The organism is Bradyrhizobium sediminis (assembly GCF_018736085.1).
In the GTDB taxonomy this organism is placed as follows: domain Bacteria; phylum Pseudomonadota; class Alphaproteobacteria; order Rhizobiales; family Xanthobacteraceae; genus Bradyrhizobium; species Bradyrhizobium sediminis.
Window position 1 is genome coordinate 1,503,341 of the sequence record NZ_CP076134.1, and the last position, 26,121, is coordinate 1,529,461.

20 protein-coding genes, 1 other RNA gene and 1 pseudogene are annotated in these 26,121 nt (G+C 66.1%); 18 read left to right on the plus strand and 4 right to left on the minus strand.

What is annotated here, in order from left to right; translation table 11 throughout:
- Window positions 1-107 precede the first annotated feature (107 nt).
- Window positions 108-1,403 (plus strand): O-antigen ligase family protein, encoded by a 1,296-nt coding sequence (locus KMZ29_RS07185; protein WP_215623066.1) that lies wholly within the window; start codon window positions 108-110, stop codon window positions 1,401-1,403.
- On the opposite strand, the gene KMZ29_RS07190 is transcribed toward KMZ29_RS07185, so the two are convergent.
- The gene (locus tag KMZ29_RS07190) at window positions 1,394-2,317 is read right to left on the minus strand and encodes a DMT family transporter (protein WP_215623067.1); all 924 of its coding nucleotides are present in this window, start codon (window positions 2,315-2,317) and stop codon (window positions 1,394-1,396) included. The genes KMZ29_RS07185 and KMZ29_RS07190 overlap by 10 nt on opposite strands.
- Window positions 2,318-2,711: 394 nt before the next feature.
- Here KMZ29_RS07190 and KMZ29_RS07195 point away from each other — a divergent pair, with 394 nt between their 5' ends.
- On the plus strand, window positions 2,712-3,440 hold the full coding sequence (locus KMZ29_RS07195) for an alpha/beta fold hydrolase (RefSeq protein ID WP_215623068.1): 729 nt from the start codon (window positions 2,712-2,714) through the stop codon (window positions 3,438-3,440).
- Window positions 3,437-3,568: pseudogene (locus tag KMZ29_RS26970) on the plus strand (MBL fold metallo-hydrolase); the annotation flags it as partial. The gene KMZ29_RS07195 and the pseudogene KMZ29_RS26970, both read left to right, overlap by 4 nt.
- A 206-nt stretch (window positions 3,569-3,774) precedes the next feature.
- Here KMZ29_RS26970 and rnpB read toward each other — a convergent pair.
- The 3 genes from rnpB to KMZ29_RS07215 form a co-directional block, all read right to left on the minus strand.
- Window positions 3,775-4,231: RNase P RNA component class A (gene rnpB, locus KMZ29_RS07205), an RNA gene on the minus strand.
- A gap of 313 nt (window positions 4,232-4,544) precedes the next feature.
- On the minus strand, window positions 4,545-6,833 hold the full coding sequence (locus tag KMZ29_RS07210) for a heavy metal translocating P-type ATPase (RefSeq protein ID WP_215623069.1): 2,289 nt from the start codon (window positions 6,831-6,833) through the stop codon (window positions 4,545-4,547).
- A 98-nt stretch (window positions 6,834-6,931) separates the two neighbouring features.
- The gene (locus KMZ29_RS07215; protein WP_215623070.1) at window positions 6,932-7,714 is read right to left on the minus strand and encodes an N-acetylmuramoyl-L-alanine amidase; all 783 of its coding nucleotides are present in this window, start codon (window positions 7,712-7,714) and stop codon (window positions 6,932-6,934) included.
- 610 nt (window positions 7,715-8,324) lie between these two features.
- On the opposite strand from KMZ29_RS07215, the gene rsmH reads away from it, so the two are divergent.
- From rsmH to ftsA, 15 genes are all read left to right on the plus strand, one after another.
- Entirely contained in the window at window positions 8,325-9,320 is a 996-nt protein-coding gene (rsmH, locus tag KMZ29_RS07220; protein ID WP_215623071.1) for a 16S rRNA (cytosine(1402)-N(4))-methyltransferase RsmH, read from the plus strand.
- A gap of 2 nt (window positions 9,321-9,322) precedes the next feature.
- Complete coding sequence (gene ftsL / locus KMZ29_RS07225) at window positions 9,323-9,715, plus strand: cell division protein FtsL (protein ID WP_215623072.1); 393 nt, start codon at window positions 9,323-9,325, stop codon at window positions 9,713-9,715.
- The gene (locus KMZ29_RS07230) at window positions 9,712-11,460 is read left to right on the plus strand and encodes a peptidoglycan D,D-transpeptidase FtsI family protein (RefSeq protein ID WP_215623073.1); all 1,749 of its coding nucleotides are present in this window, start codon (window positions 9,712-9,714) and stop codon (window positions 11,458-11,460) included. The genes ftsL and KMZ29_RS07230 overlap by 4 nt, the downstream gene beginning before the upstream one ends.
- Window positions 11,461-11,567: 107 nt before the next feature.
- Window positions 11,568-13,028, plus strand: a complete 1,461-nt coding sequence (locus KMZ29_RS07235; protein ID WP_215623074.1) for a UDP-N-acetylmuramoyl-L-alanyl-D-glutamate--2,6-diaminopimelate ligase — start codon at window positions 11,568-11,570, stop codon at window positions 13,026-13,028.
- Window positions 13,025-14,407 (plus strand): UDP-N-acetylmuramoyl-tripeptide--D-alanyl-D-alanine ligase, encoded by a 1,383-nt coding sequence (locus KMZ29_RS07240; RefSeq protein ID WP_215623075.1) that lies wholly within the window; start codon window positions 13,025-13,027, stop codon window positions 14,405-14,407. The genes KMZ29_RS07235 and KMZ29_RS07240 overlap by 4 nt, the downstream gene beginning before the upstream one ends.
- A gap of 190 nt (window positions 14,408-14,597) precedes the next feature.
- A complete protein-coding gene (gene mraY / locus KMZ29_RS07245) occupies window positions 14,598-15,704 on the plus strand; it encodes a phospho-N-acetylmuramoyl-pentapeptide-transferase (protein ID WP_215623076.1) in 1,107 nt (368 codons plus the stop codon).
- A 135-nt stretch (window positions 15,705-15,839) separates the two neighbouring features.
- Window positions 15,840-17,261 (plus strand): UDP-N-acetylmuramoyl-L-alanine--D-glutamate ligase, encoded by a 1,422-nt coding sequence (murD, locus tag KMZ29_RS07250; RefSeq protein WP_215623077.1) that lies wholly within the window; start codon window positions 15,840-15,842, stop codon window positions 17,259-17,261.
- Window positions 17,262-17,451: 190 nt separating this feature from the next.
- Window positions 17,452-18,609: a putative lipid II flippase FtsW gene (ftsW, locus tag KMZ29_RS07255; protein ID WP_215623078.1), complete on the plus strand. Its 1,158-nt coding sequence runs from the start codon at window positions 17,452-17,454 to the stop codon at window positions 18,607-18,609.
- A 137-nt stretch (window positions 18,610-18,746) separates the two neighbouring features.
- Window positions 18,747-19,847, plus strand: coding sequence for an undecaprenyldiphospho-muramoylpentapeptide beta-N-acetylglucosaminyltransferase (gene murG, locus KMZ29_RS07260; protein WP_215623079.1), 1,101 nt, complete (start codon window positions 18,747-18,749; stop codon window positions 19,845-19,847).
- Window positions 19,848-20,010: 163 nt separating this feature from the next.
- Window positions 20,011-21,414 (plus strand): UDP-N-acetylmuramate--L-alanine ligase, encoded by a 1,404-nt coding sequence (gene murC / locus KMZ29_RS07265; RefSeq protein ID WP_215623080.1) that lies wholly within the window; start codon window positions 20,011-20,013, stop codon window positions 21,412-21,414.
- A complete protein-coding gene (gene murB / locus KMZ29_RS07270; RefSeq protein ID WP_215623081.1) occupies window positions 21,372-22,340 on the plus strand; it encodes a UDP-N-acetylmuramate dehydrogenase in 969 nt (322 codons plus the stop codon). The genes murC and murB overlap by 43 nt, the downstream gene beginning before the upstream one ends.
- A 126-nt stretch (window positions 22,341-22,466) precedes the next feature.
- Window positions 22,467-23,453 (plus strand): D-alanine--D-alanine ligase family protein, encoded by a 987-nt coding sequence (locus KMZ29_RS07275; RefSeq protein ID WP_215623082.1) that lies wholly within the window; start codon window positions 22,467-22,469, stop codon window positions 23,451-23,453.
- Window positions 23,454-23,571: 118 nt separating this feature from the next.
- Window positions 23,572-23,796, plus strand: a complete 225-nt coding sequence (locus KMZ29_RS07280; RefSeq protein WP_369810118.1) for a D-alanine--D-alanine ligase — start codon at window positions 23,572-23,574, stop codon at window positions 23,794-23,796.
- Between the two features lie 12 nt (window positions 23,797-23,808).
- Complete coding sequence (locus KMZ29_RS07285) at window positions 23,809-24,792, plus strand: cell division protein FtsQ/DivIB (protein ID WP_215623083.1); 984 nt, start codon at window positions 23,809-23,811, stop codon at window positions 24,790-24,792.
- Window positions 24,789-26,111 carry a cell division protein FtsA gene (ftsA, locus tag KMZ29_RS07290; RefSeq protein ID WP_215623084.1) on the plus strand — a complete coding sequence of 441 codons (1,323 nt, stop codon included), beginning with the start codon at window positions 24,789-24,791 and terminating at the stop codon, window positions 26,109-26,111. The genes KMZ29_RS07285 and ftsA overlap by 4 nt, the downstream gene beginning before the upstream one ends.
- The last annotated feature ends 10 nt before the right edge of the window (window positions 26,112-26,121 follow it).

Sequence of the window (26,121 nt, forward strand, 5' to 3'; positions counted from 1 at the left end):
CTTCACCCGCGTTTCGGCCGCGGAATAGGGCTGCTGCGCCATTGCGGCGCGTCGACCGCTTGAGCTAGGTATGCGTGCGCCGTGTCGGGCGCGCCAGGGAACCGGGGATGATTGAAGCTGCAAGAAGAGAGCCCGGCCGGTCCAGGCTTGCGCTGGTCCTTCCCGCCCCGTTCAGCCCGGCGGCGTGGATCCTCAGCGTCGATCTGCTGACGGTGCTGATCGCGGTGCTGTTGCCGTGGTCGACCTCCGGCGTCGCGATTGCCGCGGTGCTCTGGCTCATCGCGCTTATTCCCGCCATCGAGCCGCGCGCCTTCTTGCGCTCACTGATGCGGCCGGTCTCCGCGCTGCCGATCGCGATCTTTGCGCTGGCGCTCGCCGGAACCCTGTGGTCGGAAGCAGCTTGGGGCGCGCGGCTCTATGCGGTCGGCCCCACCGCAAAACTGCTGGTGCTGCCGTTATTGCTCTATCATTTCGAACGCTCGTCTCGCGGCGTATGGGTTTTCATCGCCTTCCTCGTCTCCTGCACGCTTCTGATGCTGGTGTCCTGGGCGGTCGCTTTCGAGCCCAGCCTCACGCTCAAGCCCAGCGCCGAAATGCGGGGGATCTTCGTCAAGAACTACATCGATCAAAGCCAGGAATTCGCGCTGTGCGCGGTGGCGCTGGCCTATCCGATCATGACCTTGCTGCGAGCCAACCGGATCCGGCTTGCGGTGCTGCTCACGGCGGTCTCCCTCAGCCTGCTGGCGAACATGATGTTCGTCGTGGTTTCGCGCACCGCGCTGGTGACCATGCCGATCATGCTCGCGGTGTTCGCGTTGCTGCACTTGAAATGGCGCACCAGCCTCGCGATATCAGGCGCCGCTGTCGCCATCGTCGGCCTGGCGTGGACGGTGTCGCCTCAGTTGCAGTGGACCACCACGACGTTCCTGAGGGATTACCAGATCTACAAGGAGCTGGATCAGCCGACGTCGATCGGATTGCGGCTTGAATTCTGGCAGAAATCGCTGCGCTTCATCGCCGAGGCCCCGGTGATCGGGCATGGGACCGGATCGACGCGGGGGCTTTTCGAGCAGGCCGCGACCGGACCCAAGGTGCTTGCCGGCAGTCAGGTCGTCAGCAATCCGCACAATCAGACCCTGCACGTCGCGATCCAGTGGGGCGTGCTCGGGGTCATCGTGCTCTATGCGATGTGGTGGCGGCACTTGGTGCTGTTTCGCGGCGAGGGCCTGGCGGCATGGATCGGCCTGCTGGTGGTGGTGCAGAACGTCTTCACCTCGCTGTTCAATTCGCATTTGTTCGATTTTCACGAAGGCTGGATGTACGTGCTGGGCGTCGGCGTCGCCGGCGGCATGGTGCTGGGCGCGCGCCGCGATGCCGCAACCAGGGCCCCGGGTCAGCCCTGAGTAACCGGCGCCGGGCGGCTTCGGGTGCGCGTGCTGATCGCCACCGTCGCCACCACGGCCGCTGCGAACAGCAGGATCTGCAGCGTGATGGTCTCGTCGTTGAAGAACGCCGCCAGCGCGAAGGTGACGAACGGCTGCAGCAATTGCACCTGCGACACCCGCGCGATACCGCCCATCGCCATGCCGGCATTCCACGCGAAGAACCCGATCCATTGCGAGAACAGCGCGACGTAAAGCAGCGCCAGCCATGGTTTCAGGGCGATCTGGCCGATATCGGCGGGCATCGTCAGCGCCGCCGCCGGCAGCGAGATCGGCAGCGCCATCACCAGCACCCAGCTGATGACCTCCCAGCCCGGCATTTGCGCCGTCAGCCTGCCGGAGAAGGCGTAACCGATCGCGGATACGGCCACCGCCGCGAACAGAAAGAGGTCGCCGGCCGAGAACGCGCCGCCGCCCTGGCGCAACGCGAACGCAATCACCAGCGCAGCACCCGCCATCGCCGCGATCCAGAACAGCGGCCTTGGGCGCTCGTGGGTGATGACGACGGCGACCAGCGCGGTGGCGATCGGGAGAATCCCCAGCACCACCCCGCCATGCGAGGCGTCGACGGTCTGCACCCCGAGCGCCATCAGGAACGGAAAGGCGATGCTGACGCAAATCATCGCGATCGCCAGTTGCGGCCACAGCCGGCGCGGCGGCAACGGCCGGCGCAGCACGATCAAGAGCGCCAGCGAACACAATCCGGCAATCGCGGTGCGCAGCGCGGTCATGGCGAGCGGATCGATCGCGGAAACCGCGATGCGCGTCGCCGGCAGCGTGCCGCCGAAAATCGCCATGCCGACGAAGCCCAGCAGCAGGCCGAGATGTTCGCGCGACAGCGCAGGGGACGTGAGGGTGCGTGAGGTGGAGGACATGTGCGAGAGGTAGCGAGTTTGATGGCGCGCGTACAGCGCCCGGGCTTGCCCGCATGGCGGGCATGCATCGCGGCGATCGGCGGCGGCTAGCGCAGGCCCAGACTGCTCCAGACCCAGACTCCCATCGCCAGCAGCGCGCCGACAAACAGAACTGTAAGCGCGGCCGTACCCATCAGCGATTTCCGGATTTCTGACTGTCATTCCGGGGCGTGCGAAGCACGAACCTCAGATGCGCAATTGCGCATCGGGGAATCTCGAGATTCCGGGTCTGGTCCTACGGACCATCCCGGAATGACGGCTGCTGTGGGGTCGCAACATTTACACCGCGCTTCGGACGGGTACTATCGCAATCGACCCCGGTCCAACAACCCTGCTCGCAAATGGAAACAGCCCGATGAACGCTCCGTCCCCCAAGACTTTTCTCGTCTGCCACGGCGCGTGGTCGGCCGGATGGGCGTGGAAGAAGATGCATCCATTGATGGCCGCGGCAGGGCATCGCCTGCTGACGCCGACCTATACCGGCCTCGGCGAGCGCGCGCATCTGGCCAATCCGTCGATCGATCTCGAAACCCATGTTCAGGACGTCCTGAACGTCATCAAATATGAAGACCTGCGCGACATCGTGCTGGTCGGCCACAGCTATGGCGGCATGGTCGCAACCGGCGTCGCCGACCGCGCCCGCGACCGCGTCACGCAGCTGATCTATATCGACGCCTTCGTGCCCGATGACGGGCAATCGCTGCTCGACCTCAACGAAGTGGCGCGAGCGCCGATGACGGAACTTGCGAAATCCGGCGACGGCTGGCGGGTGCCGCCTAATCCGACACCGCCGGATACGCCGCAAGCCGATCTCGAATGGCTGACCGAGCGCCGCGTCAATATGCCGGTCAAATGCTTCGAGATGAAGCTCGAGCTGCATGGCGGCCCGCTGACGTTGCCCCGCAGCTACATCTACGCCACGCGGATCGCGCCGGCGGACACTTTCGGCCGGTTTGCGAAGCAGACCAAAAACGATCCCGCCTGGCGCTATCACGAGATCGACGCCAGCCATTCGCCTAACGTCACCGCGCCGGAAGCGCTGATGTCGCTGCTGCAGAAGATCGTCGCGGAGCAGAAGCCGTGAGGCAGATCCGGATCGGCGACATCACCGTCGACGCGGTGATCGAGCGCGAAGGCCCGTGGCGGCGGCCGCAGGATTTCTTCCCGGCCTATGACGACACCGTCTTCAAGCGCCATCTGCCTGACATGGAGCCGGTTCGACTACCGGTTCAAGCGGGATTGAGCTGCCGTGTCTCAGCGTCATTCCGGGGCGCGCAGCGAACCCGGAATCTCGAGATTCCGGGTTCGCTTCGCGTCGCCCCGGAATGACGGGTACAAAAATGGCGAGGGGTCCGGCGCCTTACGCCGAACCCCTCATTCTCAGCAGACGCGTTTTCTTCGAAAACGCTTCCGTTAGAAGCATCAGCCAGCCTGTAAGCCGGGTTCTGTAGGGCACCGCCTGCTTGCGCAAGCGGTACGTGACGGCCATTCCTCTGGGACAACGTTTGCACGTTGCCTCGAGCAACCTACCCGGACGGCGAGCCTGACATCGCCCTGCGGAGTTATCGCTTTGCAGCGAACATCCCGCGTTGCCGTCCCTATTCGGTCTTGCTCCCGGTGTGGTTTGCCATGCCGGTTCCGTTGCCGGACCCGCGGTGCGCTCTTACCGCACCTTTTCACCCTTACCTCCCCCTCCCTTAATCCCTCCCCCGCAAGCGGGGGAGGGTAGGGTGGGGGAAGGCGGTTCGTTCTCTGTGGCACTGTCCCTGGGGTCGCCCCCGCCGGACGTTATCCGGCACCGTATGTCGATGGAGCCCGGACTTTCCTCCCCCGCAGCCTTTCGACCGTAGCGGGAGCGGCCGTCCGGCCGACTGACACCCTTGTGATGGGGGCTCGAGGCCGTCGCGTCAAGCCGATAACGGCGACGCCGGCCCTGAAAATAAATTATCCTGAAGATGTCGTTTTGCGTTGTCGCCGTTCGACTGGGGGCCGGCGATCCAGCCGATCAAAAGGAGCTGACCCGATGCAGTAATCAGGCGCTGAGGAGGCAAATCGAATCGCGCTCGACAGCGACCGGGGTGTAGGGCGGATTGGCGTAGCGTAATCCGCCATCTTTGCTCCAGGCATGCCCTGCGCGGTGCCGCCGGTTACTTTGCATGGGGTTGTTTTCGATATTTTTGGTTTGGGGCTACCGCGCCGCGACCGCCTCGTAGATGTCTTCTTCCTGCGCGGTGTGCAGGCGGACCAGCGTCTCCACCGCCTCGATCAGGCGCTGGGCGTCGCGGACGAGATAGCGGTCGACCTTCTCCGACGGCAGGTCCTCGACGACGCGGGCGAGCAGGCGGGCGAGATGCAGGATCTCGCGGTGCGCGCGGCTCATTGCCGAGAGGCCGTGGCTTTCCCGCAAGACCGTGGCGAGCTGTGGATAGACGTGGCCCTCGTCGTCGCGCTCGTGGGCGACCACCTGGTCCTGAACCAGTTTGTTGGCCTCGGCGATGATGACGGCGGCGCGCTCCGGGCTGGCATCGTCGAGCTCGTCGACGATCGATCGCAGCCGGTCGAGGTTGCCGATCAGTTCGAGATGACTGCGATGCAGCTCGTGTCCGGCCGCAGCGGTCATGCTTCCGCCGGCGCGGCCGCGACCCGGGTTGAGGGCGCGCAGCGCATTGAGGATCACGGCAACATCGATCACCTCCTGGACGATGGCCGCCGGAACCGGCAGCAGCCAGCCTAAGGTCGCCGCCAGCATGGCGAGCGTCGACAGCGCCATGCCTGCGACGATGCTTTCGATGGCGATCCGCCGCGCGCGTTGCGCGATCTCGATCGCCTCGCCGACCCGGTCGAGCCGGTCGGCCAGGATCACCACGTCGGCGGCTTCCGACGAGGCGCTGGCGCCGCGGGCGCCGAGTGCGATCCCGACATCGGCCGCAGCCAGCGCCGGCGCGTCGTTGATGCCGTCGCCGACCATGATGGTCGGATTGAGCCGCTGCTCGGAGCGCACCGCGTCGACCTTGTCGGTGGGCACGCGCTCGGCCAGCACCGAGTCGAGATCGAGTGCTGCGCCGATCGCCTGCGCGGCGCCGGCGCGGTCGCCGGTGACCATGACGATGCGGGCAACGCCGGCCTCGCGCAGCAGCCGGATCGCCCGCGGCGTGTCGGAACGCAGTTCGTCGGCGAGCAGCAATGCGCCGATCGGCCGTCCCTCGACCGCGACGAAGACGATCAGCGCCGATCGCCACGAGGCGCGCCGGATCGCCCGCGTTGCCCATTCGGCGACCTGCGAGCTTGCAAGAATCATTTCGCGCGAACCCGCGCTCACGCGCCGTCCCTCGATCACGCCGTGCAGGCCCGAGCCCATGGCCTCCCTGACCTCTTCGGGCAGCTTGAGATGCAGGCCGCGCTCGGTGCCGGCCTGCACGATGGCGCCCGCGATCACATGATGCGACGCCTGTTCGAGCGAGGCGCCGAGCAGCAATACCTCTTCGGCGGTTTCACCCGGCGCCACTTCGACGGAAAGCAATCGCGCGCCGCCGACCGTCAGCGTCCCGGTCTTGTCGAACAGCACGGTGTGGGCGCGCGCCAGCGCCTCCAGCGGGCCGCCACCCTTGACCAGGATGCCGCGCCGCGCCGCCCGGGCAACGCCGGCGATGAAGGCGACGGGAGCAGCCAGAATCAGCGGACACGGCGTCGCCGCCACCAGCACGGCGAGGCTGCGCAGCAGATCGCCCGAGATCAGCCAGGCGACGAGCGCCAGCGCCAGCGTTACCGGCAGGAATACCAGCGCATAGCGGTCGGCCAGCCGCACGAACGGCGCCTTCGCGGTCTGCGCCGTGGTCACCAGCTTTACGATGCCGGCATAGGTGCTGTCGCCGGCGACCGCCGTCACCGTCATTTCAAAGGTCTCGCCGGCGTTCAGCGAGCCGGAGAGGATCGCGGCGCCGCGCGCTTTGGCCACCGGGATCGGCTCGCCGGTCAGCGCCGACTCGTCGACGACAGCCGTGACCGAACTGACGATGCCGTCGACCGGAACGACTTCGCCGGCCCGCACCAGCAGCCGGTCGCCGACCGCCACCGTGCCGACCAGCACTTCCTCGATTCGGCCATCGACGCAGCGATGGGCCTCGCGCGGCGCGCGATCGACCAGCGAACGCAGATCGTGTTCGGCGCGGGCAACCGCGATATCCTCGAGCACATTGCCGCCAGAATACATCAGCGCGACCACGGCTCCAGCCAGCGGCTGGCCGAGCGCCAGCGCTGCACTCATCGACACCAGCGCGATGGCATCGACGCCGAACCGGCCCGCCAGAAAATCTCTCACGATCGAGACCGCCAGTCCCGCCACCACGGGTACGGTCGCCAGCGTCCAGCAGAGATCGGCAAGGTCGGTGCGGCCGTCCAGCGCGGCCAGAATTCCCGCTGTCAGACCCGCGATGGCGATCGCGACCAGCGCCGACCGCAGAACGCGCTCAAACGACATCGACCCATTTCCTGCTCAAGCCGCCATGGCGGCTTGTCGCCGAAAACGCGCCGGTCGCACTTGATGAAAGTCAATGGCCGGGCCGAATTGTCCCGATGTTACCTTGCTGCGACGGCCACGGCTTCGGCCGGCAGGCTCTCGAGCAGCGACTGCAAGGTGACCAGCGTCGAATGATCGGCGACGCCGTCGACGCGGGCAGGGCGGAAATGGCGCTGGAACGCGGCGACCACTTCCATGGTGGTGCCGTCGTATTTTCCATGCGTGGGGATGCCGTAGCCGTACTTGGCCAGCGCCCGCTGCAGGCCGAGCACGTCGTCGCCGATGCTGCCGAGCTTCATCGCTTCGCCGCGCACGATCGGCGCCGGCTGCACCCAGTGGCCGACCCCCGAATTGGCCAGCGAATGCCAGGGAAATTTCTCGCCCGGGTCTTTCTTGCGGGAGGGGGCGACATCGGAATGGGCGAGCACGCGATGCGACGGCACCTTGCGGCGGAGCATGATGCCCCGGCACAGCGCGATCACCGCGGCGATCTGGCGCAGCGGAAAATCCGGATAGCCCCAGTCGTGGCCGCGATTGACGATCTCGACGCCGATCGAACAGGAATTGATGTCTTCTTCGCCTGCCCAGGACGCCGCGCCGGCATGCCAGGCGCGCTTGGCCTCCGGCACGCACTGCACGATGCGGCCGTCTTCCAGCACGATATAATGCGCCGATACGTCGGTGCCCGCCGTGCACAGTTGCGCGATCGCGCCTTCGACATCGGGCATGCCGGTGTAGTGCAGCACGATCATGTCGGGCAAACGGCCCTTGTTCCGCTCGCCATAATTCGCCGACGGGATCACGTCGGAGGCGATCGAGGAATCCGGGGTGAATGTCTTCATACTGGCGTTGGCCTTGGGCAACGGGACGGCGCGACGCCTCGAATCAATCCCAACAGGCGGTGCGAACGAACCGAGCGACATAGGAAGGCTCAAACCGGGCAGGAGAACGGCAATGGCGCGTTTTCAAGACGACCTCGTTTACTATTCCTTTACGATGTCGTCAGCGCAATCGGGCAGCGCCCTGCCGCTTCGCATTTTGGCCGAGTGTGTGCGGGAAGCATCACCGGCCGTCCGGTTCCAGGCAATAGACGGGCATTGCCGCGAGGAGCGGCCGCGCGCCTTGCCCGCGACCCAAATCCTCCCCAATCCTTCAACGCTTTCTTAACGCTAACTGACGTTACTAAGTGGTGAAGAGCCGGACCGGTTTTGGGGGACGGCCGAGGCCAGCTTTGACGCTCGAAATCCCATGGCAGCCCAGCAAATTCCATCGGGAAATCCGGGCTTGCGATGGGGGATACGCGGGATCGGCAATCGTGCCTCGCCAAGGCTTTCTTGTCGAACGCCGTCTTTCGAGGCGAAAAGTCCGGCGAAGCGCAGGGATTTGAGGCGCAATGGGCCTGTTCGCGTCCAGTTTCCGCACCTTCCCCCGGACCGTATCCGGAGCCGGGGCATGAATCCGGCTGGCCCACGTCATATCCCCGTGCTCGGCCGTCAGGCGATCGAGATGCTCGCCCCGCGCGACGGCGGCATCTATGTCGACGCCACCTTTGGGGCCGGCGGCTATAGCCGGGCGATCCTCGACGTCGCCGGAACCCGCGTCATCGGCATCGATCGCGACCGCACGGCAATTGCGGGCGGATTCGATCTGGTGGATCGATCCGGCGGCCGGCTCACGCTGGTCGAGGACCGCTTTTCCAATCTCGCCGAAATCTGCGCCGCGCAGGGCGCCTCCGCGGTCGACGGCGTGGTGATGGACGTCGGGGTGTCCTCGATGCAGCTCGACCAGGCCGAGCGCGGCTTTTCGTTTCGCCTCGGCGGCCCGCTCGACATGCGGATGGGCCATGACGGGCCGAGCGCGGCCGACGTGGTCGCCAGGGCGTCCGAGGCCGATCTCGCCAACATCATCTACATCTTCGGCGAAGAGCGTCACTCCCGCGCCGTCGCCAAGGCCATCGTCGCCGCGCGCAAGGAAGCGCCGATTACGACCACCCGCGCGCTGGCCGATATCGTCTCGAAGGTGGTGTGGTCGAGGCCGGGCGAAATCCACCCGGCCACCCGCACCTTCCAGGCGCTGCGGATCTTCGTCAACGAAGAGCTCGACGAACTGCATCTGGCGCTCGCAGCGTCGGAACATGTGTTGAAGCCGGGCGGCCGGCTGGTGGTGGTGTCGTTCCATTCGCTGGAAGACCGCATCGTCAAGAATTTCCTGGTCGAGCGCGCCAGGGCCGGCGGCGGATCGCGGCATCTGCCCGAGGTGAACCAGGCCGCGCCGAGCTTCGTCATTCTGACCAAGCGTCCGGTCACGGCCGATGACGACGAGATTGCCGCCAACCCGCGCGCGCGTTCGGCAAAGCTGCGTGCGGCCGAGCGCACCGCCGCACCTGCGCATGCAGGTGCGGCATTGCCGGCATGGCCTGTTCTCGATGACGTGATGAGGGGAGGCTGACCATGCGGATCATCCATCTCCTCGTGATCGCCGCTTTGGTGTTCGCCGCCGCCTATGTCTACCGGATCAAGATGGAATCCACTTCGCGTACCGAGCGCGTGCTGCGGCTGCATGCGGAAATCCGCGAGCAGCGCGACGCCATCGCAGGCTTGCGGGCGGAATGGGCCAAGCTGGACTCGCCGTTGCGGCTGCAGGGCCTCGCCGAGCGTCACCTGGGGCTGAAACCGCTCACCGCCGCCCAATACGATTCATTGAAGAACCTGCCCGAGCGGCCGCCGCGCTTCTTCAAACCGGGCGATCCCGATCCGATCGGGGCGATGCTCGAGACCATCGATGCCGCGGCCGATGCTTCGACTGTGACGGGTTCGGTGCCGGCACCGGGGGATCGGCGATGACCGGTTCCGCGCCCACCGCCGTCAAGCCCACGGAACCATGGCGGCAGCGGCTGATCCGCAGCCTGTTGTATGGGCGCAATGTCGACCGCGCCGCCAAGGCGCGCGCCCGTGTCGGACTGGCCATCCTGGCGTTCGCGGCGATCTACGCCGTGATCGGCGGCCGGCTGGTGATGTTCGCGATCGGCGCCGACAATCACGCCGCGCGCCGCACTGCGGCGCAGGACGCCATTGCCACCGCACGGCCCGACATCGTCGACCGCAACGGCGAGGTGCTCGCCACCGACGTCAAGTCGCCGAGCCTGTTCGGCGAACCGCGCCGGATCATCGACAAGGACGAGGCGATCGAACTCCTTACCGCGACGCTGCCGGATCTCGACACCGGCGAAGTGCGTGAACGGCTGTCGTCGAAAAAGGGCTTCGTCTGGCTCAAGCGCGAAATCACGCCGAAGCAGCAGCAGCAAATTCACCGCCTCGGCATTCCCGGCATCGGCTTCCTGCGCGAGAACAAGCGGGTGTACCCCACCGGCGCCGAGGTGGCGCATCTGATCGGCCTGGTCAACATCGACAACCAGGGCATCGCCGGGATGGAGAAATGGCTCGACAACAACGGTCTGGCCGATCTGCATCGCGCCGGCTTCGCCACCGACCGGCTGCAGCGGCCGGTGGAACTGTCGATCGACCTGCGCGTCGAGCACGCGCTGCGCGACGAACTCCTGAAGGCCAAGGACAAATACAAGGCCAAGGCCGCCTCCGGCCTCGTCTCCAACGTCAAGACCGGCGAGATCGTGGCGATGGTGTCGCTGCCCGACTTCGACCCGAACAATCCGAAGGAAGCGCATGATCCTGATCGTATCAACCGGCTGACGACCGGCGTCTACGAGATGGGCTCGACCTTCAAGGCGCTGACGCTGGCGATGGCGCTGGATTCCGGCAAGGCCAATCTGAATACGCTGTTCGATGCGCGCGGCGCGCTGCATTACGGCAAATTCACCATTCACGACACCCATCCGCTGGGCCGCCAGATCACGCTGTCGGAAGTGTTCACCTTCTCCTCCAACGTCGGTGCGGCGCGGATCGCGCTGGCGCAGGGCGTCGAGGCGCACAAGGCGTTCCTGCGCAAGATGGGTCAGCTCGACCGGCTGCGCACCGAGCTGCCCGAAAGCACTTCGCCGATCGTGCCGAAGCGCTGGAGCGAACTGAATACCATCACCATCGCCTTCGGCCACGGCCTTTCGGTCGCGCCGCTGCAGGCGGTGATGGGCATCAACGCCGTCATGAACGGCGGCTACCTGATCCCGCCGACCTTCCTCAAGCGGTCCGAAGCGGAAGCCAGGGCGATCGCGAAGAAGGTGCTCAAGTCGGAGACCTCCGACAAGATGCGCTATCTGATGCGGCTCAACGCCGAAATCGGAACCGCCAAGAAGGCCGACGTGAAGGGCTACTATATCGGCGGCAAGACCGGCACCTCGGAAAAGGTCGTCAACGGCCGCTACTCCAAGAAGCAGGTGCTGAACTCCTTCACCGCGATCATGCCGGCCGACAATCCGCAGTTCCAGGTGCTGGTGATGCTGGATGAGCCGAAGCCGCTGCCGGAAACCCACGGCTTCATTACCTCGGGCTGGAACGCTGTGCCGACCGGTGGCAAGGTGATCGAGCGCATTGCGCCGCTTCTGGGGGTCGAGCCGCGGTTCGATCTGCCGCCGTCCGAGCGCCTTATTCTTGCGGCATCCAAGGGAAGCCAGTAAGGCGTATATCATTGTCGCCGGTTTGAAGTTCCTGCCGTGGGTGCCGCGAATTCCTTTAGAGACTTCAAATTGATAAGCGACGCCAAGGCCGGCCGGACTGGAATATCATGAGACTTCGCGATCTGTTCAGCGACGACGCCACGCTTCCCCCGCAGGCGGAAGCGGTCGTGGTGTCGGGGCTTGCGGTGGACAGCCGCGCGGTCAAGCCGGGCGACCTGTTCTTTGCGCTTGCCGGCAGCAAGACCGACGGCGCGCGCTTCATCGATGCGGCGATCTCTGCCGGCGCCGTGGCGGTCGCGGGCGATCATCCGCCGCCGGATGGCATCGGCGTGCCTTTCGTCATGACGCCGAACCCGCGCCGCGCGCTGGCGCTATCAGCGGCAAGGTTCTTTTCCCGGCAGCCTGCCACGATCGCCGCGGTCACCGGCACCAGCGGCAAGACTTCGGTGGCCGCCTTCACCCGGCAGATCTGGCAGCGGCTCGGTCATGAATCGGCCAGCATCGGCACCATCGGGCTGGTGTCGCCGAAGCGCACCGTCTACGGCTCGCTGACGACGCCGGATCCGATTGCACTGCATCGCCAACTCGACGAAATCGCGGGCGACGGCGTCACCCATCTCGCCTTCGAGGCCTCCTCGCACGGGCTCGATCAATACCGGCTCGACGGCGTGCGCATCGCGGCCGGCGGCTTCACCAATCTCTCGCGCGACCACATGGATTATCATCCCGACGTCGCCCATTACCTCAATGCCAAGCTGCGGCTGTTCCGCGATCTGGTCGCGCCCGGCGGCGCCGCGGTGATCTCGGCCGATCATGATTGCTCGCAGGACGTGATCGAGGCGGCGCGCGCGCGGGGCTTGCGCATCGTCACGGTCGGCAGCAGGGGCGACGGCGCAGGCGAGGGCATTCGCCTGGCCGGGGCTGACATCGACGGCTTTGCGCAGAAGCTGACACTCGAACATCGCGGCCGCCGATATCCGGTGCGACTGCCGCTGGTCGGCGCATTCCAGATCGAGAACGCGCTGGTGTCCGCCGGGCTCGCGATCGGCACCGGCAGCGAGCCCAAAGCGGTTTTCGCCTCGCTCGAACTGCTCGAAGGCGCAAAAGGCCGGCTGGAGCGGGTCGCCGAACGCAACGGCGCGCCGATCTTCGTCGACTATGCGCACAAGCCGGATGCGTTGGCGAAGGCGCTGCAGGCGCTGCGGCCTTACGCCAAACGCCGGCTGGTCGTGGTGTTCGGCGCCGGCGGCGACCGCGACGCCGGCAAGCGGCCCTTGATGGGTGCGATTGCCGCCGGGAATGCCGACAGCGTCATCGTCACCGACGACAACCCGCGCAGCGAAAATCCGGCAGCGATCCGCGCTGCGATCTTGAGCGCCGCCAGGGGAGCCAGCGAAATCGGCGACCGCGCCGAGGCGATCCGATCAGCGATAGCGGCGCTGCAGCCGGGCGATGCGCTGCTTATCGCCGGCAAGGGCCACGAGACCGGACAGATCGTCGGCAACAGCACCTTGCCGTTCAGCGACCACGACGCGGTTGCATCCGCGCTGGCCTCGAGGGTGGCATGAGCGCAGCACCGCTATGGACGATTGCCGAAGTGGCCCGGGTACTGGGCGTGTCCGGCGCCTTTCCCGAAACCAGCATTGACTTCGTCACCCAGGACAGCCGGCTGGTGAAGCCTGGAAGTTTGTTCGTGGCGCTGAGCGGAACGCCGAGCGGCGGCTTCGTCTCGAGTTTCGCCAGCGCGCGCGACGGATGGGAGTTCGCCGCAAATGCCGAGAAGGCCGGCGCGGCGGTGATGATCGTGCCGCACCGGATCGACGACGTGAGCGTGCCTCAATTGGTGGTGAAGGACACGCTGCTCGACGGCCTGTGGGCGCTCGGCCGCGCGGCGCGCGCGCGCTTCAAGGGCCCGGTGATCGGCCTGACCGGCAGCGCCGGCAAGACCAGCACCAAGGAATTCATCGCGGCCTATCCGGGGGCCTATGCCAGTCCGAGCAGCTTCAACAATTTCTGGGGCGTACCGCTGACCCTGTGCAATGCCAACCCGGCTGCCGCCGTGTGGGTGGTCGAAATGGGCATGAACCAGGCCGGCGAGATCGCGCGGCTGAGCGATCTGACACGCCCGACCGTGGCGCTGGTCGTCAACGTGCAGCCGGTGCATCTGGAAAAGCTCGGCAGCCTGGAAGCGATCCGGCAGGAGAAGGTCAGCATTGTCCGCGGCCTGCCCAGCGACGGCGTCCTGGTATTGCCGGCGGGAATCGATGCGCCGGAATGGCGCGGCAAGACCATCCGCTTCGGCGGCGCGTCGGAGGTGCGGGAGCTGAAGCATTCGGCGCGCGGCGAGAGCTGGGACGTATCGGCCGAAGTCGGCGGCAGGCAGATCGCGTTCAGCCTGACGCCCGGCGCGCCGCACCGGCTGCAGAATGCATTGGCGGCGCTGGCGGCGGTTCACGCCGCGGGTCTGGATGAGACGGCGCTTGCCGCCGAACTCGACGACGTCGGTATCATGACCGGACGCGGGGTGGAGCAAACCGCTGGCGGCGCCGTTCTGATCGACGACAGCTTCAACGGCAATCCGGCCAGCATGGCGGCGGCGCTCGACAGCCTGAAGGCGCGGCCGGTCAAAGGCGGCCGGCGCATCGCGATCCTGGGCGACATGCTGGAACTCGGCGTCGAGGCGCCGGCCTATCACGAGGGCCTGGCCGAACATCTGGCGGGTATCGATGGCGTGTACTGCGTCGGTGCGCTGATGCACCATTTGTACAGGCTGCTGCCGGCGGGCCAGGCGCTCGGCTGGCATGAAGACCCGGCCACGCTCGAGCCGCGGCAAATCGCCGGCTTGCTCAGGGAAGGCGACGTCGTGGTGGTCAAGGGCAGTAAAAAAATGTTCTGGGTCAACAAGTTCGTGCCACGGCTTGCGGCGGCCCTGCAGACGAGGGCGTAAATCGGTCGACATCTCACGGCTTTGTGAGACGCTCTTCCCACGGGCGAACGGGGCTTGTATGCCGATGAAGTGGACCGCAGCCAGTTTCCGCGATTCGCGCTGGCGAAAATGAAAAAGATTGTAACCGCGCTCGAAAAGCGCTTTCCCGGCAAGGCCGCGCGCGACGAAGCCGCGGTATAGGGCGGATTGAATGTTTTATTGGCTGATTGACCTTTCCAACACGGTTCCCGGTCTGGGCGTGTTCCGTACATTCCTGAACGTGTTTCGCTACATCACCTTCCGCACCGGCGGGGCGATGGTGACCGGCGCCCTGTTCGTTTTCCTGTTCGGCCCCTGGATCATCGATCATCTGCGGCTTCGCCAGGGCAAGGGCCAGCCGATCCGCACCGACGGCCCGCAATCGCACCTCATCAGCAAGAAGGGCACGCCGACCATGGGCGGGCTGATGATTCTTTCCGGGCTGGTGGTTTCGACGGTGCTGTGGGCCAATCCGCTCAACCCCTACGTCTGGATCGTGCTGGCGGTGACGCTCGGCTTCGGCTTCGTCGGCTTCTATGACGACTATCTGAAGGTGACGAAACAGACCCATAGCGGTTTCGCCGGCAGGATCCGGCTTCTGATCGAAGCGGTGATCGCGCTCGCCGCCTGTTACGCGCTGACCCGGCTCGGCCGCGTCCCGTTCTCGACCTCGCTGGTGATTCCCTTCTTCAAGGACATCGTGCTGAACTTCGGCTGGTTCTTCGTGATCTTCGGCGCCTTCGTCATGGTCGGCGCCGGCAACGCCGTCAACCTGACCGACGGTCTCGACGGCCTCGCCATCGTGCCGGTCATGATCGCGGCGGCGAGCTTCGGCATGATCGCTTACCTCACGGGCAACGCGGTGTTCTCGGATTACCTGCAGATCAATTACGTCGCCGGCACCGGCGAGCTCGCGGTGCTGTGCGGCGCGGTGCTCGGCGCGGGGCTGGGATTTCTGTGGTTCAACGCGCCGCCGGCGTCGATCTTCATGGGCGACACCGGCTCGCTGGCGCTCGGCGGCATGCTCGGCGCGATCGCGGTGGCGGTCAAGCATGAGATCGTGCTTGCCGTGATCGGCGGCCTGTTCGTGCTGGAAGCGGTTTCGGTGATCGTGCAGGTGGCCTCGTTCAAGCTGACCGGCAAGCGGGTGTTCCGGATGGCGCCGCTGCATCATCACTTCGAGCAGAAGGGCTGGACCGAACCGCAGATTGTGATCCGGTTCTGGATCATCTCGGTGATGCTGGCGCTGGCCGGCCTCTCCACGCTGAAACTGCGGTGATCGTGTTGCATCGGTCTCTCTACAGTCATTCCGGGGCGTGCGAAGCACGAACTACGATGCGCAATTGCGCATCTGAGAATCTCGAGATTCCGGGTTCAGCCCTGCGGGCTGCCCCGGAATGACAGCGAAAAAACCATGATCCCCGTCACCTCCTTTGCGGGCAAGACGGTCGCGGTGTTCGGCCTCGGCGGTTCCGGGCTGGCAAGCTGTCACGCGCTGAAGGCGGGCGGGGCGGAGGTGATCGCCGGCGATGACAGCGCCGACAATGTCGCCAAGGCCGCGCAAGCCGGTTTCATGACAGCGGATCTGCGCAAGGTGTCGTGGGCGAATTTCGCGGCCCTGGTGCTGACGCCGGGCGCGCCGCTCACCCATCCGGCGCCGCACTGGTCGGTGCTGGCAGCGCGCGAGGCCGGCGTCGAGGTGATCGGCGATATCGAATTGTTCTGCCGCGAGCGGCGGCGGCATGCGCCGGATGCGCCGTTCGTCGCCATTACCGGCACCAACGGCAAATCGACCACCACCGCGCTGATTGCGCATCTGATGCGCTTCGCGGGTTACGACACCCAGATGGGCGGCAATATCGGCACCGCCATCCTGTCGCTGGAGCCGCCGCGCATGGGGCGGGTCCATGTCATCGAGATGTCGTCGTACCAGATCGACCTGTGTCCGTCGCTCGACCCTAGCGTCGGCATCCTGCTCAATGTCAGCGAGGACCACATCGACCGCCACGGCACGGTCGAGCATTACGCCGCCGTGAAGGAGCGCCTGGTCGCCGGCGTGCAGCCGCATGGCACCGCGATCGTCGGCGTCGACGACGGCTGGAGCCGCAATACCGCCGACCGGATCGAACGGTCCGGCAAGCGCGTGGTTCGCATCTCCGTGAAGAATCCGCTGGCCGACGGCATCTATGTCGAGCGTGAAACCATCCTGCGCGCTGCCGGCGGCGCCCGCACCGAGATCGCGCGGATCGGCGGCATCGGTTCGCTGCGCGGCCTGCACAATGCGCAGAACGCCGCCTGCGCCGCGGCCTGCGCGCTGGCACTCGGCGTCTCCACCGAGGTGCTGCAGAATGGCTTGCGCAGCTTTCCCGGCCTCGCGCACCGCATGGAACAGGTCGGCCGCCGCGGCAACGTGCTGTTCGTCAACGACTCCAAGGGCACCAATGCGGACGCCGCGGCGCATGCGCTGTCGTCGTTCGCCGATATCTTCTGGATCGCCGGCGGCAAGCCGAAGCTCGGCGGCATCACCGGTCTCGCCGAATTCTTCCCGCGCATCCGCAAGGCCTATCTGATCGGCGAAGCCGCACAGGAATTTGCCGGCACCCTCGGCGACCGCGTGCCGCACGAGATCAGCGAGACGCTCGATGTCGCGGTCGCCAACGCCGCGCGCGACGCGGAAGCCTCGGGGCTGGCCGATCCCGTGGTGCTGCTGTCGCCGGCCTGCGCGTCGTTCGACCAGTACCGCAATTTCGAAATCCGCGGCGCGGCCTTCCGCGACCTGGTCACCGCGCTGCCGGGCGTCAAGCCGGTGGTTGTCGTCGCCCGCGAAGGCGGGTGACCCAGTATTCCAGAGCCGTTGCGGTTCGATCGCCGGCGCAGCGGCGTACTGGATCCCCGCTTTCGCGGAGGATGACGAGTTCTTGTGCTGCAAGGCCTGCGACCAATCTCAAAAGTTACCCATCCCATTAACCGCTTGGAAACCATCCTAGGCGACCAATGGGCGTTACCTCTGCCTGTTGGGGACGCCCATGATCTCCCGTGAAGAACGCACCCCCTTAAGCGAATGGTGGTGGACCGTCGACCGCCTGCTGCTGGCGGCGATCATCGCGTTGATACTGGGCGGCGTGATCCTGTCGCTGGCGGCCAGTCCGCCGGTGGCGACAAGGATCGGGCTCGATCCGTTTCACTTCTTCAACCGCCATGTGCTGTTCCTGCTGCCGTCCTTCATCGTGCTGATCGGCGTTTCCTTCCTGTCGCCGCGGCAGATCCGGCGCGCCGCGCTGATCGTGTTCACGGTCTCGGTCGTGCTGATCGTGGCGACGCTCCTGATCGGGCCGGAGGTCAAGGGATCGCGGCGCTGGATCACCCTGATCGGCGTCAACATCCAGGCCTCCGAATCCGCCAAGCCCGCTTTCGTGGTGCTGGCGGCGTGGCTGTTTGCGGAATCGGCGCGGCGGCCGGAGATGCCGGCCACCTCGATGGCGATGGCGCTGCTGCTGACGCTGGTGGCGCTATTGGTGATGGAGCCCGATTTCGGCCAGACCATGCTGATCCTGATGGTGTGGGGCGCGCTGTTCTTCATCGCGGGCATGCGGATGATCTGGGTGCTGGGACTGGCGGGCGCCGCGGGCGCCGGGCTGTTCGGCGCCTATCTGTTCGTGCCGCACGTCGCCGGCCGCATCAAGCGCTTCATGAATCCGGCCTCGGGCGATACCTTCCAGGTCGATACCGCGATGGAAGCCTTCTCCAACGGCGGCTGGTTCGGGCTCGGGCCGGGCGAGGGCATCGCCAAGCGCAGCCTGCCGGACAGCCACACCGATTTCGTATTCGCGGTGGCGGCGGAGGAGTTCGGCATCATCCTTTGCCTGGCGCTGCTGGCGCTGTTCGCCTTCGTCGTGATCCGAGCGCTGACGCGCGCCTATGCCACCGAGGACATGTTCGCGCGGTTCGCGGCTTCCGGCCTGGCGATCCTGTTCGGGGTGCAGGCCGCGATCAACATGTCGGTCAATTTGCAGCTGATCCCGGCCAAGGGCATGACGCTGCCGTTCATTTCCTATGGCGGCTCGTCGATCATCTCGCTGGCTTACGGCGTCGGCATGATGCTGGCGCTGACCCGGCATCGGCCGCGCACCGAGATGGCATCGATCGGCGACGCCAACGCCAAGGCCGCGCCCAACTACGCTTGACCTGAGGGGCAAGACGCGCTCTTTCGTCATTGCGAGGAACGAAGTGACGAAGCAATCCATCTTTGCTTCATCCGGTAGTCCATGGATTGCTTCGCTTCGCTCGCAATGACGGTGTTTCATTCGCAGAGATTGCCGAGATGGATCCTTCGCCCCTCATTCTGCTCGCCGCGGGCGGCACCGGCGGCCATCTGTTTCCCGCCGAGGCGCTGGGCGTCGAATTGATCCGGCGCGGCTATCGCGTGCGCCTCGCCACCGATTCCCGCGCGCTGCGCTACAGCGGCCTGTTCTCCAAGGACACCATCGACGTGGTGCCGAGCGAGACCGTGCGCGGCCGCTCGCCATGGTCGCTGGCGCGGACGGGCTTCCTGCTCGCCGCCGGCACTGTCGTGTCGCTCAATCTGATGCGCAAACTGAAGCCCAAAGCCGTGGTCGGTTTCGGTGGCTATCCGACGCTGCCGCCGCTGCTCGCGGCGCGGCTGTTCGGCGTGCCCGGCATCATCCACGATGCCAATGCGGTGCTCGGCCGCGCCAACCGCTTTCTGTCGAGCCGCGTCAGCGCGATCGCGACCTCGCTGCCCGGCGTGCTCGATCGCGATCCGCAGCTTTCGGGCAAGACCACCACGGTCGGCACGCCGATGCGCCCCGCGATTCTGGCGGCGGCTGCGGTGAACTATACGTCTCCCGAAGCGACCGGCCCGCTGCGCCTGCTGGTGGTCGGCGGCAGCCAGGGCGCGCGGGTGATGGCCGACATCGTGCCGCCGGCGATCGAGCGGCTGGAGCCGGCGCTGTGGAGCCGGCTGATCCTGACCCAGCAGGTGCGCGAAGAGGATATGGCCCGGGTGCGCGGGGTCTATGACCGGCTCAAGATATCAGCCGAGCTGGCGCCGTTCTTCACCGATCTGCCGGCGCGGCTGGCATCGAACCATCTGGTGATCTCGCGCTCCGGCGCCGGCACGGTGGCCGAACTCGGCGCCATCGGCCGGCCGTCGATCCTGGTGCCGCTGCCCGGCTCGATCGATCAGGATCAGTTCGCCAATGCCGGCGTGCTGGTGCAGGTGGGCGGCGCGCTCCGGATTCCGCAAACGGATTTCACGCCCGACCGGCTGGCCGCCGAGATCTCCGCGCTGGCCGCCGAACCCGGGCGGCTGACCGCGATGGCGGCGGCCGCCCGCACCGTGGGCCGGCTGGACGCCGCTGAGCGGCTGGCCGATCTGGTCGAGAAAGTCGCCGGAATCTAGGCGAAAGACTCCGGATTCTTGAAATTTAGCGTCATGGCCGGGCTTGTCCCGGCCATCCACGTCTTGCATGAAGTGAGGGAGATTCGTGGATGCCCGGGACACCTGGCGCGAAGACGCGCTTCGCGCTTTTACCCGGGCATGACGGCAACATACGGAAAACCTCATGAGACTGCCGCGCGAGATCGGACCCATCCACTTCGTCGGGATCGGCGGCATCGGCATGAGCGGCATCGCCGAGGTCTTGAGCAATCTCGGCTACACCGTGCAGGGCTCCGACGCGTCCGAAGGCGCCAATGTCAACCGGCTGCGCGACAAGGGCATCAAGGTCACCGTCGGCCACAAGGCCGAGAATGTCGACGGCGCCGATGTGCTGGTGGTCTCGACCGCGATCAAGCGCGACAATCCGGAACTGATGGCGGCCCGCGCGCAGCGCATCCCGGTGGTGCGGCGCGCCGAAATGCTCGCCGAGCTGATGCGGCTGAAGAGCTGCGTCGCGATCGCGGGCACCCATGGCAAGACCACCACGACCTCGATGGTCGCAGCACTGCTCGATGCCGGCGATCTCGATCCGACCGTGATCAACGGCGGCATCATCAACGCCTACGGCACCAACGCCCGGCTCGGTGCCGGCGATTGGATGGTGGTGGAGGCCGACGAGAGCGACGGCACCTTCCTCAAGCTGCCGGCCGACGTCGCCATCGTCACCAATGTCGACCCCGAGCATCTCGATCACTTCAAGACCTTCGACGCCGTGCAGGAGGCGTTCCGCAATTTCGTCGAGAACGTGCCGTTCTACGGCTTCGCCGTGATGTGCATCGACCATCCGGTGGTGCAGACCCTGGTCGGCAAGATCGAGGATCGACGCATCATCACCTATGGCGAAAATCCGCAGGCCGATGCGCGGCTGGTCGATCTCACTCCAACGGGCGGCGGCTCGAAATTCAAGGTCGCGTTCCGCGATCGCAAGGCCGGCACCTCGCATGAAATCGCCGATCTCGTGCTGCCGATGCCCGGGAGGCACAACGCGCTCAACGCCACCTCGGCGATCGCGGTGGCGCACGAACTCGGACTTGCCGACGACACCATCCGCAAGGCGCTCGCCGGCTTCGGCGGCGTCAAGCGGCGCTTCACCAGGACCGGCGAGTGGAACGGCGTCACCATCATCGACGATTACGGCCATCACCCCGTCGAGATCGCGGCGGTGCTGAAGGCGGCGCGGGAATCCACCGCCGGCAAGATCATCGCCGTGGTGCAGCCGCATCGCTTCACCCGGCTGCAGTCGCTGTTCGAGGAATTCTGCACCTGCTTCAACGACGCCGATACCGTCGTCGTCGCCGAGGTCTATCCGGCCGGCGAGGCGCCGATTGCGGGCATCGACCGCGATCACTTCGTGCTCGGCCTGCGCGCGCATGGCCACCGCGAAGTGATCCCGCTGCAGAATGCGGGCGAACTCGCCGGCGTCGTTGCCGGGGTGGCGAAGAGCGGCGATCTCGTCGTCTGTCTCGGCGCCGGCAACATCACGCAATGGGCCTACGCGCTGCCGGGCGAATTGAAGGCCTTGGGCTAGAGGTGACGGACTTCCCCGACATCACGCCCGAACTCAAAGCCGCGATGCCTGGCTTGCGCGGGCGGCTATTGGCGAACCAGTCGCTGGCCGAGCTGACCTGGTTTCGGGTCGGCGGTCCGGCGCAGGTGCTGTTCACGCCGGCGGATGAAGACGATCTGGCCTATTTCCTGGCGCATCTGCCGCCCGGGCTTCCGGTCATTGTCGTCGGCGTCGGCTCCAATCTGATCGTGCGCGACGGCGGCATTCCGGGCGTGGTGATCCGGTTGTCGCCGCGCGGTTTCGGCGACGTCCGCGCCGATGGCGACATCGTCAGCGCCGGCGCCGCCGCGCTCGACAAGCGCGTGGCGGAAACCGCCGCCGCGGCCAATATCAGCGGGCTGGAATTCTACTTCGGCATTCCCGGCACCATCGGCGGCGCGCTGCGCATGAACGGCGGCGCCAACGGCAGCGAGACCAGGGACGTGTTGATCGAGGCCACCGGCATCGGCCGTGACGGTATGAAGCATACCTTCACGAATGCGGACATGAAATTCGTCTACCGGGGCAGCGGCGTCGATCCCTCCATCATCTTCACCTCGGCGCGCTTTCGCGGCGCCATCGCGGCGCCGGAAGCGATCCGCGCGCGGATGAACGAGGTGCAGAACCACCGCGAAACCGCGCAGCCGATCCGCGAAAAGACCGGCGGATCGACCTTCCAGAATCCGCCCGGCCACAGCGCCTGGAAGCTGATCGACGCCGCCGGCTGCCGCGGCCTGCGCGTCGGCGGCGCGCAGGTGTCGGAGATGCACTGCAATTTCCTGATCAACACCGGCGCCGCCACCGGCCACGATATCGAAACCCTCGGCGAAACGGTCCGCGCCCGGGTGAAGGAAAATTCAGGAATTGAGCTACACTGGGAAATCAAGCGGATCGGGATTCCGGCATAGTCGTCATTCCGGGGCGCGCGCGGCGCGAACCCGGAATCTCGAGGTAATGTGGAAAGAAGAGATTCCGGGTCTGTGCCTTCGGCACATCCCGGAATGACGAAAGAGCAAGATCAGCGGAACGGCATGATGCGCACTACCATCCTTTTCGGCGGCACCAACAAGGAGCGCCTAGTTTCGGTCGCTTCCGCCCAGGCGCTGCATCAGGCTTTGCCTGAAGCCGACCTGTGGTTCTGGGATGTCGACGACACCGTGCATGACGTCCGCTCCGAGGCTCTGCTTGGCCATGCGCGACCGTTCGAGGATGATTTCAAGCCCGGTAACCGCGGCGTCGGGCTCGAACAGGCGCTCGACAAGGCAAAGGCCGAGGACCGCGTGCTGGTGCTCGGCCTGCACGGCGGCCGGGCGGAAAACGGCGAGCTCCAGGCGATGTGCGAGATGCGCGGCATCCCGTTCACCGGCTCGGGTTCGGCGTCGTCGCATCTGGCCTTCGACAAGGTGGCGGCCAAGCGCTTCGCCGCGATCGCGGGGGTGAAGGCGCCGGCCGGCATCGCCCTGGACGATATCGACGCGGCGTTTGCCGAATACGGCAAGCTGATTGCCAAGCCGGCGCGCGACGGCTCGAGCTATGGGCTGATATTCGTCAACGCCAGGCAGGATCTCGTCGCCGTGCGCAACGCCGCCAGGACCGAAGAATATGTGATCGAGCCGTTCGTCTCGGGCGTGGAGGCGACCTGCGGCGTGCTGGAACAGTCCGACGGTTCGGTGTTCTCGCTGCCGCCGATCGAGATCGTTCCGGCCGAGGGCGGCTTCGACTACACCGCCAAATACCTGCTCAAATCGACCCAGGAGATCTGCCCCGGGCGCTTCACGCCTGAAATCACCAGGCAAATCATGGGCGAAGCGCTGAAAGCCCATAAAGCGCTTTCGTGCAGCGGCTACTCCCGGTCCGACTTCATCGTCTCGGAGAGGGGACCGATTTTCCTCGAGACCAACACCCTGCCGGGGCTGACCAAGGCTTCGCTCTATCCGAAGGCGCTCAAGGCCCAGGGCATTGAGTTTGCCGATTTCCTGCACGACCAGATCGCGTTGGCGATACGACACACGCAAAAGTAGCATGGTTCTGCGCTGCTGTCCGGGGGGGCGCCGGGTCCCGGGCTGCCTTGAATAGTTCCATTGATAAAAATGTTACGATTGCCGGGCAAAGTACGGAGAAGGCGGACCAAAACGGCTCCTGCCTGCACCCGGTTTACCCTTTGTTTACCAGGAAGTCCGAAGGTTAACGCTGGCGGCGCATGTGGCGCTTGGCTGCCGGGGCGTGAGCTGTTGCGGATTTCCGCTTCGACGATCGCATCGAGGGAAAAGTGGCCTCTCCTGCCTTGAGGCCAATACCCAGCCCGGCATGTCCGAGACGTCATTTGTGCCAGATCTCGCAAGCGTTTGCGGGGATAACATTTGACGAGCTCGTGCAATGGATGGTGCAGGACGCCTCGCTCGATCGCTGAGATCGCTGGGGCCCCAAGCTGACCTGAAAGCGGCCGCCATTGGCGCGGTCGTGTTGCTGCGCGAGCGGCTGGGCCTGCCGCGGGCGCCTGCCAAACCGCGCCTCGAACGCCAGCCGCCACCCCGCCTGATTGCATTTCTCGAGCGCCATTTGCCGCGTCGCGCAGGCGTTGCCGCCACCGTGCTGCTGCTGCTCGGCAGTGCCGGTCTCGGCGTCGTCAAGGGCGGGCATCTCGAGGCGTTCATCGCGGTGCTGAGCGACACCCGCAATGCGATCGCCAATTCCGCCGGATTTCGCATCACCACGGTCGCGATCAACGGCCGCAAGCAGCTGACCCAGGACGAGGTGCTCGGGATCGGCGGCGTCAACGGCCGCTCGTCGCTGCTGTTCCTCGACGCCGCCACGGTGCGCGACAAGCTGAAAGCCAATCCCTGGATCGCCGAAGCCACGGTGCTGAAGCTTTATCCCGGCCGGCTCCAGATCGACATCGTCGAACGCTCGGCGTTCGCGCTGTGGCAGCATGACGGCCGGCTGGCGGTGATTTCCGACGACGGCGCGGTGCTCGAGCCCTACCTGTCGCGGCGCTTCATCTCGCTGCCGCTGGTGGTCGGCAAGGGCGCCGAAACCCATGCGCGCGATTTCCTGGCGCTGCTGGCGCGCTATCCGCAGGTGAAGAGCCTCACCAAGGCCGCGATCTTCGTCGGCGAGCGGCGCTGGAACCTGCGGCTCAAGGACGGTCTCGATATCCGCCTGCCGGAAAACAACGTCGGCAACGCGCTGGCGGCCCTGTCGAAACTCGACAAGGAAGACCGGCTGTTCTCGCGCGACATCGTCGCCGTCGACATGCGCCTGCCCGACCGGCTGACGGTGCAGCTGTCGGAGGATGCGGCCAAGGCCCGCGAGGAACTGTTCAAGGACAAGAAGTCGAAGAAGAAGGCCGGTGACGCATGACCGGCCTTGATCGCTATCAGACGCCGAAAACGCGCCCGATGCCGCAGAAGCGCACAGCGCTGGTGGCTTCCCTCGATATCGGCACCAGCAAGATCGCCTGCATGATCGCGCGGCTGAAGCCGTGCCCGCCGAATGAGGCGCTGCGCGGCCGCAGCCATGCCGTCGAGCTGATCGGCTACAGCCAGATCCAGTCGCGCGGCGTCAAGGCCGCCGCGGTGGTCGATCTTGCCGAATGCGAGCAGGCGGTGCGCCAGGCGGTGGCGCTGGCCGAACGCATGGCCAAGGTCCGGGTCGAGTCGGTGCTGCTCTCGGTCTCGGGCGGCCGGCTGCAGGGTCATCTGGTCGAGGCCGCGGCCGACATCAAGGGCGGCGCGGTCACGCAGGCCGACGTCACCCGCATCACCTCCGCCGGCATGCGCCACGCCACCGGCGAGGGCCGCACCGTGCTGCATGCGTTGCCGGTCAGCTACGCGCTCGACGGCGTCAAGGGCATTCGCGATCCCAGGGGCATGGTGGCGCGGCAGTTCGGCGTCGACATGAACGTGGTCACGTCGGATGCTACCGTGGCCAAGAACCTGATGCTGGTGGTCGAGCGCTGCCATCTCAACGTCGAAGCCATGGCGGCGAGTCCTTATGTCGCAGGCCTTTCGGTTCTGACCGACGACGAGGCCGATATCGGCGCCGCCGTGGTCGAAATGGGGGCGGGCACCACCACCATCGCCACCTATTCCGGCGGGCGCTTCGTGCATGCCAGCGGATTTGCGGTCGGCGGGCAACACATCACCATGGATCTTGCGCGCGGCCTCTCGGCATGCATTGCGGATGCCGAGCGAATCAAGACGTTATATGGCACCGTGCTGACCGGCGGGTCCGACGCGCGTGAGTTGATGTCCGTGCCGGCGGCCGGCGACAACGAGCGGGATGCACCGCAGATCGTGTCTCGAGCCACGATCGCGAACATCGTCCGGCACCGCGCCGAGGAGATTTTTGAGATGGTCAGGGACCGGCTCGCGGATTCCCCCTTTGCGGCAGAGCCGAGGGCGCGGGTTGTCTTGAGCGGCGGCGCTTCGCAGCTCACCGGCCTTCCCGAACTGGCGACCCAGATCCTCGGCCGGCCGGTGCGCATCGGCCGTCCGCTCGGCTTCGGCCGGCTGCCCAACGAGGCGAAAAGTGCGTCGTTCGCGGTGCCTTCGGGCCTCCTGGTCTATCCGCAATACGCTCACCTTGAACATGTCGAACCGCGGCATACGCGGCAGCTCAGGACAGGGACTGACGGTTATTTCGGAAAGGTCGGACGATGGCTTCGCGAGGGCTTCTGATGAATCGTTT

What these genes read in the sequence shown, in the direction of transcription:
- KMZ29_RS07215 (WP_215623070.1), bottom strand. Translation starts at nt 7,714, where the DNA reads ATGAAGACATTCACCCCGGATTCCTCGATCGCCTCCGACGTGATCCCG.
- murG (WP_215623079.1), top strand. Translation starts at nt 18,747, where the DNA reads ATGGATCCTTCGCCCCTCATTCTGCTCGCCGCGGGCGGCACCGGCGGC.
- KMZ29_RS07275 (WP_215623082.1), top strand. Translation starts at nt 22,467, where the DNA reads ATGCGCACTACCATCCTTTTCGGCGGCACCAACAAGGAGCGCCTAGTT.
- murC (WP_215623080.1), top strand. Translation starts at nt 20,011, where the DNA reads ATGAGACTGCCGCGCGAGATCGGACCCATCCACTTCGTCGGGATCGGC.
- ftsA (WP_215623084.1), top strand. Translation starts at nt 24,789, where the DNA reads ATGACCGGCCTTGATCGCTATCAGACGCCGAAAACGCGCCCGATGCCG.
- KMZ29_RS07285 (WP_215623083.1), top strand. Translation starts at nt 23,809, where the DNA reads ATGGATGGTGCAGGACGCCTCGCTCGATCGCTGAGATCGCTGGGGCCC.
- KMZ29_RS07210 (WP_215623069.1), bottom strand. Translation starts at nt 6,833, where the DNA reads ATGTCGTTTGAGCGCGTTCTGCGGTCGGCGCTGGTCGCGATCGCCATC.
- ftsW (WP_215623078.1), top strand. Translation starts at nt 17,452, where the DNA reads ATGATCTCCCGTGAAGAACGCACCCCCTTAAGCGAATGGTGGTGGACC.
- mraY (WP_215623076.1), top strand. Translation starts at nt 14,598, where the DNA reads ATGTTTTATTGGCTGATTGACCTTTCCAACACGGTTCCCGGTCTGGGC.
- KMZ29_RS07240 (WP_215623075.1), top strand. Translation starts at nt 13,025, where the DNA reads ATGAGCGCAGCACCGCTATGGACGATTGCCGAAGTGGCCCGGGTACTG.
- KMZ29_RS07185 (WP_215623066.1), top strand. Translation starts at nt 108, where the DNA reads ATGATTGAAGCTGCAAGAAGAGAGCCCGGCCGGTCCAGGCTTGCGCTG.
- murB (WP_215623081.1), top strand. Translation starts at nt 21,372, where the DNA reads ATGGGCCTACGCGCTGCCGGGCGAATTGAAGGCCTTGGGCTAGAGGTG.
- KMZ29_RS07190 (WP_215623067.1), bottom strand. Translation starts at nt 2,317, where the DNA reads ATGTCCTCCACCTCACGCACCCTCACGTCCCCTGCGCTGTCGCGCGAA.
- KMZ29_RS07235 (WP_215623074.1), top strand. Translation starts at nt 11,568, where the DNA reads ATGAGACTTCGCGATCTGTTCAGCGACGACGCCACGCTTCCCCCGCAG.
- murD (WP_215623077.1), top strand. Translation starts at nt 15,840, where the DNA reads ATGATCCCCGTCACCTCCTTTGCGGGCAAGACGGTCGCGGTGTTCGGC.
- ftsL (WP_215623072.1), top strand. Translation starts at nt 9,323, where the DNA reads ATGCGGATCATCCATCTCCTCGTGATCGCCGCTTTGGTGTTCGCCGCC.
- rsmH (WP_215623071.1), top strand. Translation starts at nt 8,325, where the DNA reads ATGAATCCGGCTGGCCCACGTCATATCCCCGTGCTCGGCCGTCAGGCG.
- KMZ29_RS07230 (WP_215623073.1), top strand. Translation starts at nt 9,712, where the DNA reads ATGACCGGTTCCGCGCCCACCGCCGTCAAGCCCACGGAACCATGGCGG.
- KMZ29_RS07195 (WP_215623068.1), top strand. Translation starts at nt 2,712, where the DNA reads ATGAACGCTCCGTCCCCCAAGACTTTTCTCGTCTGCCACGGCGCGTGG.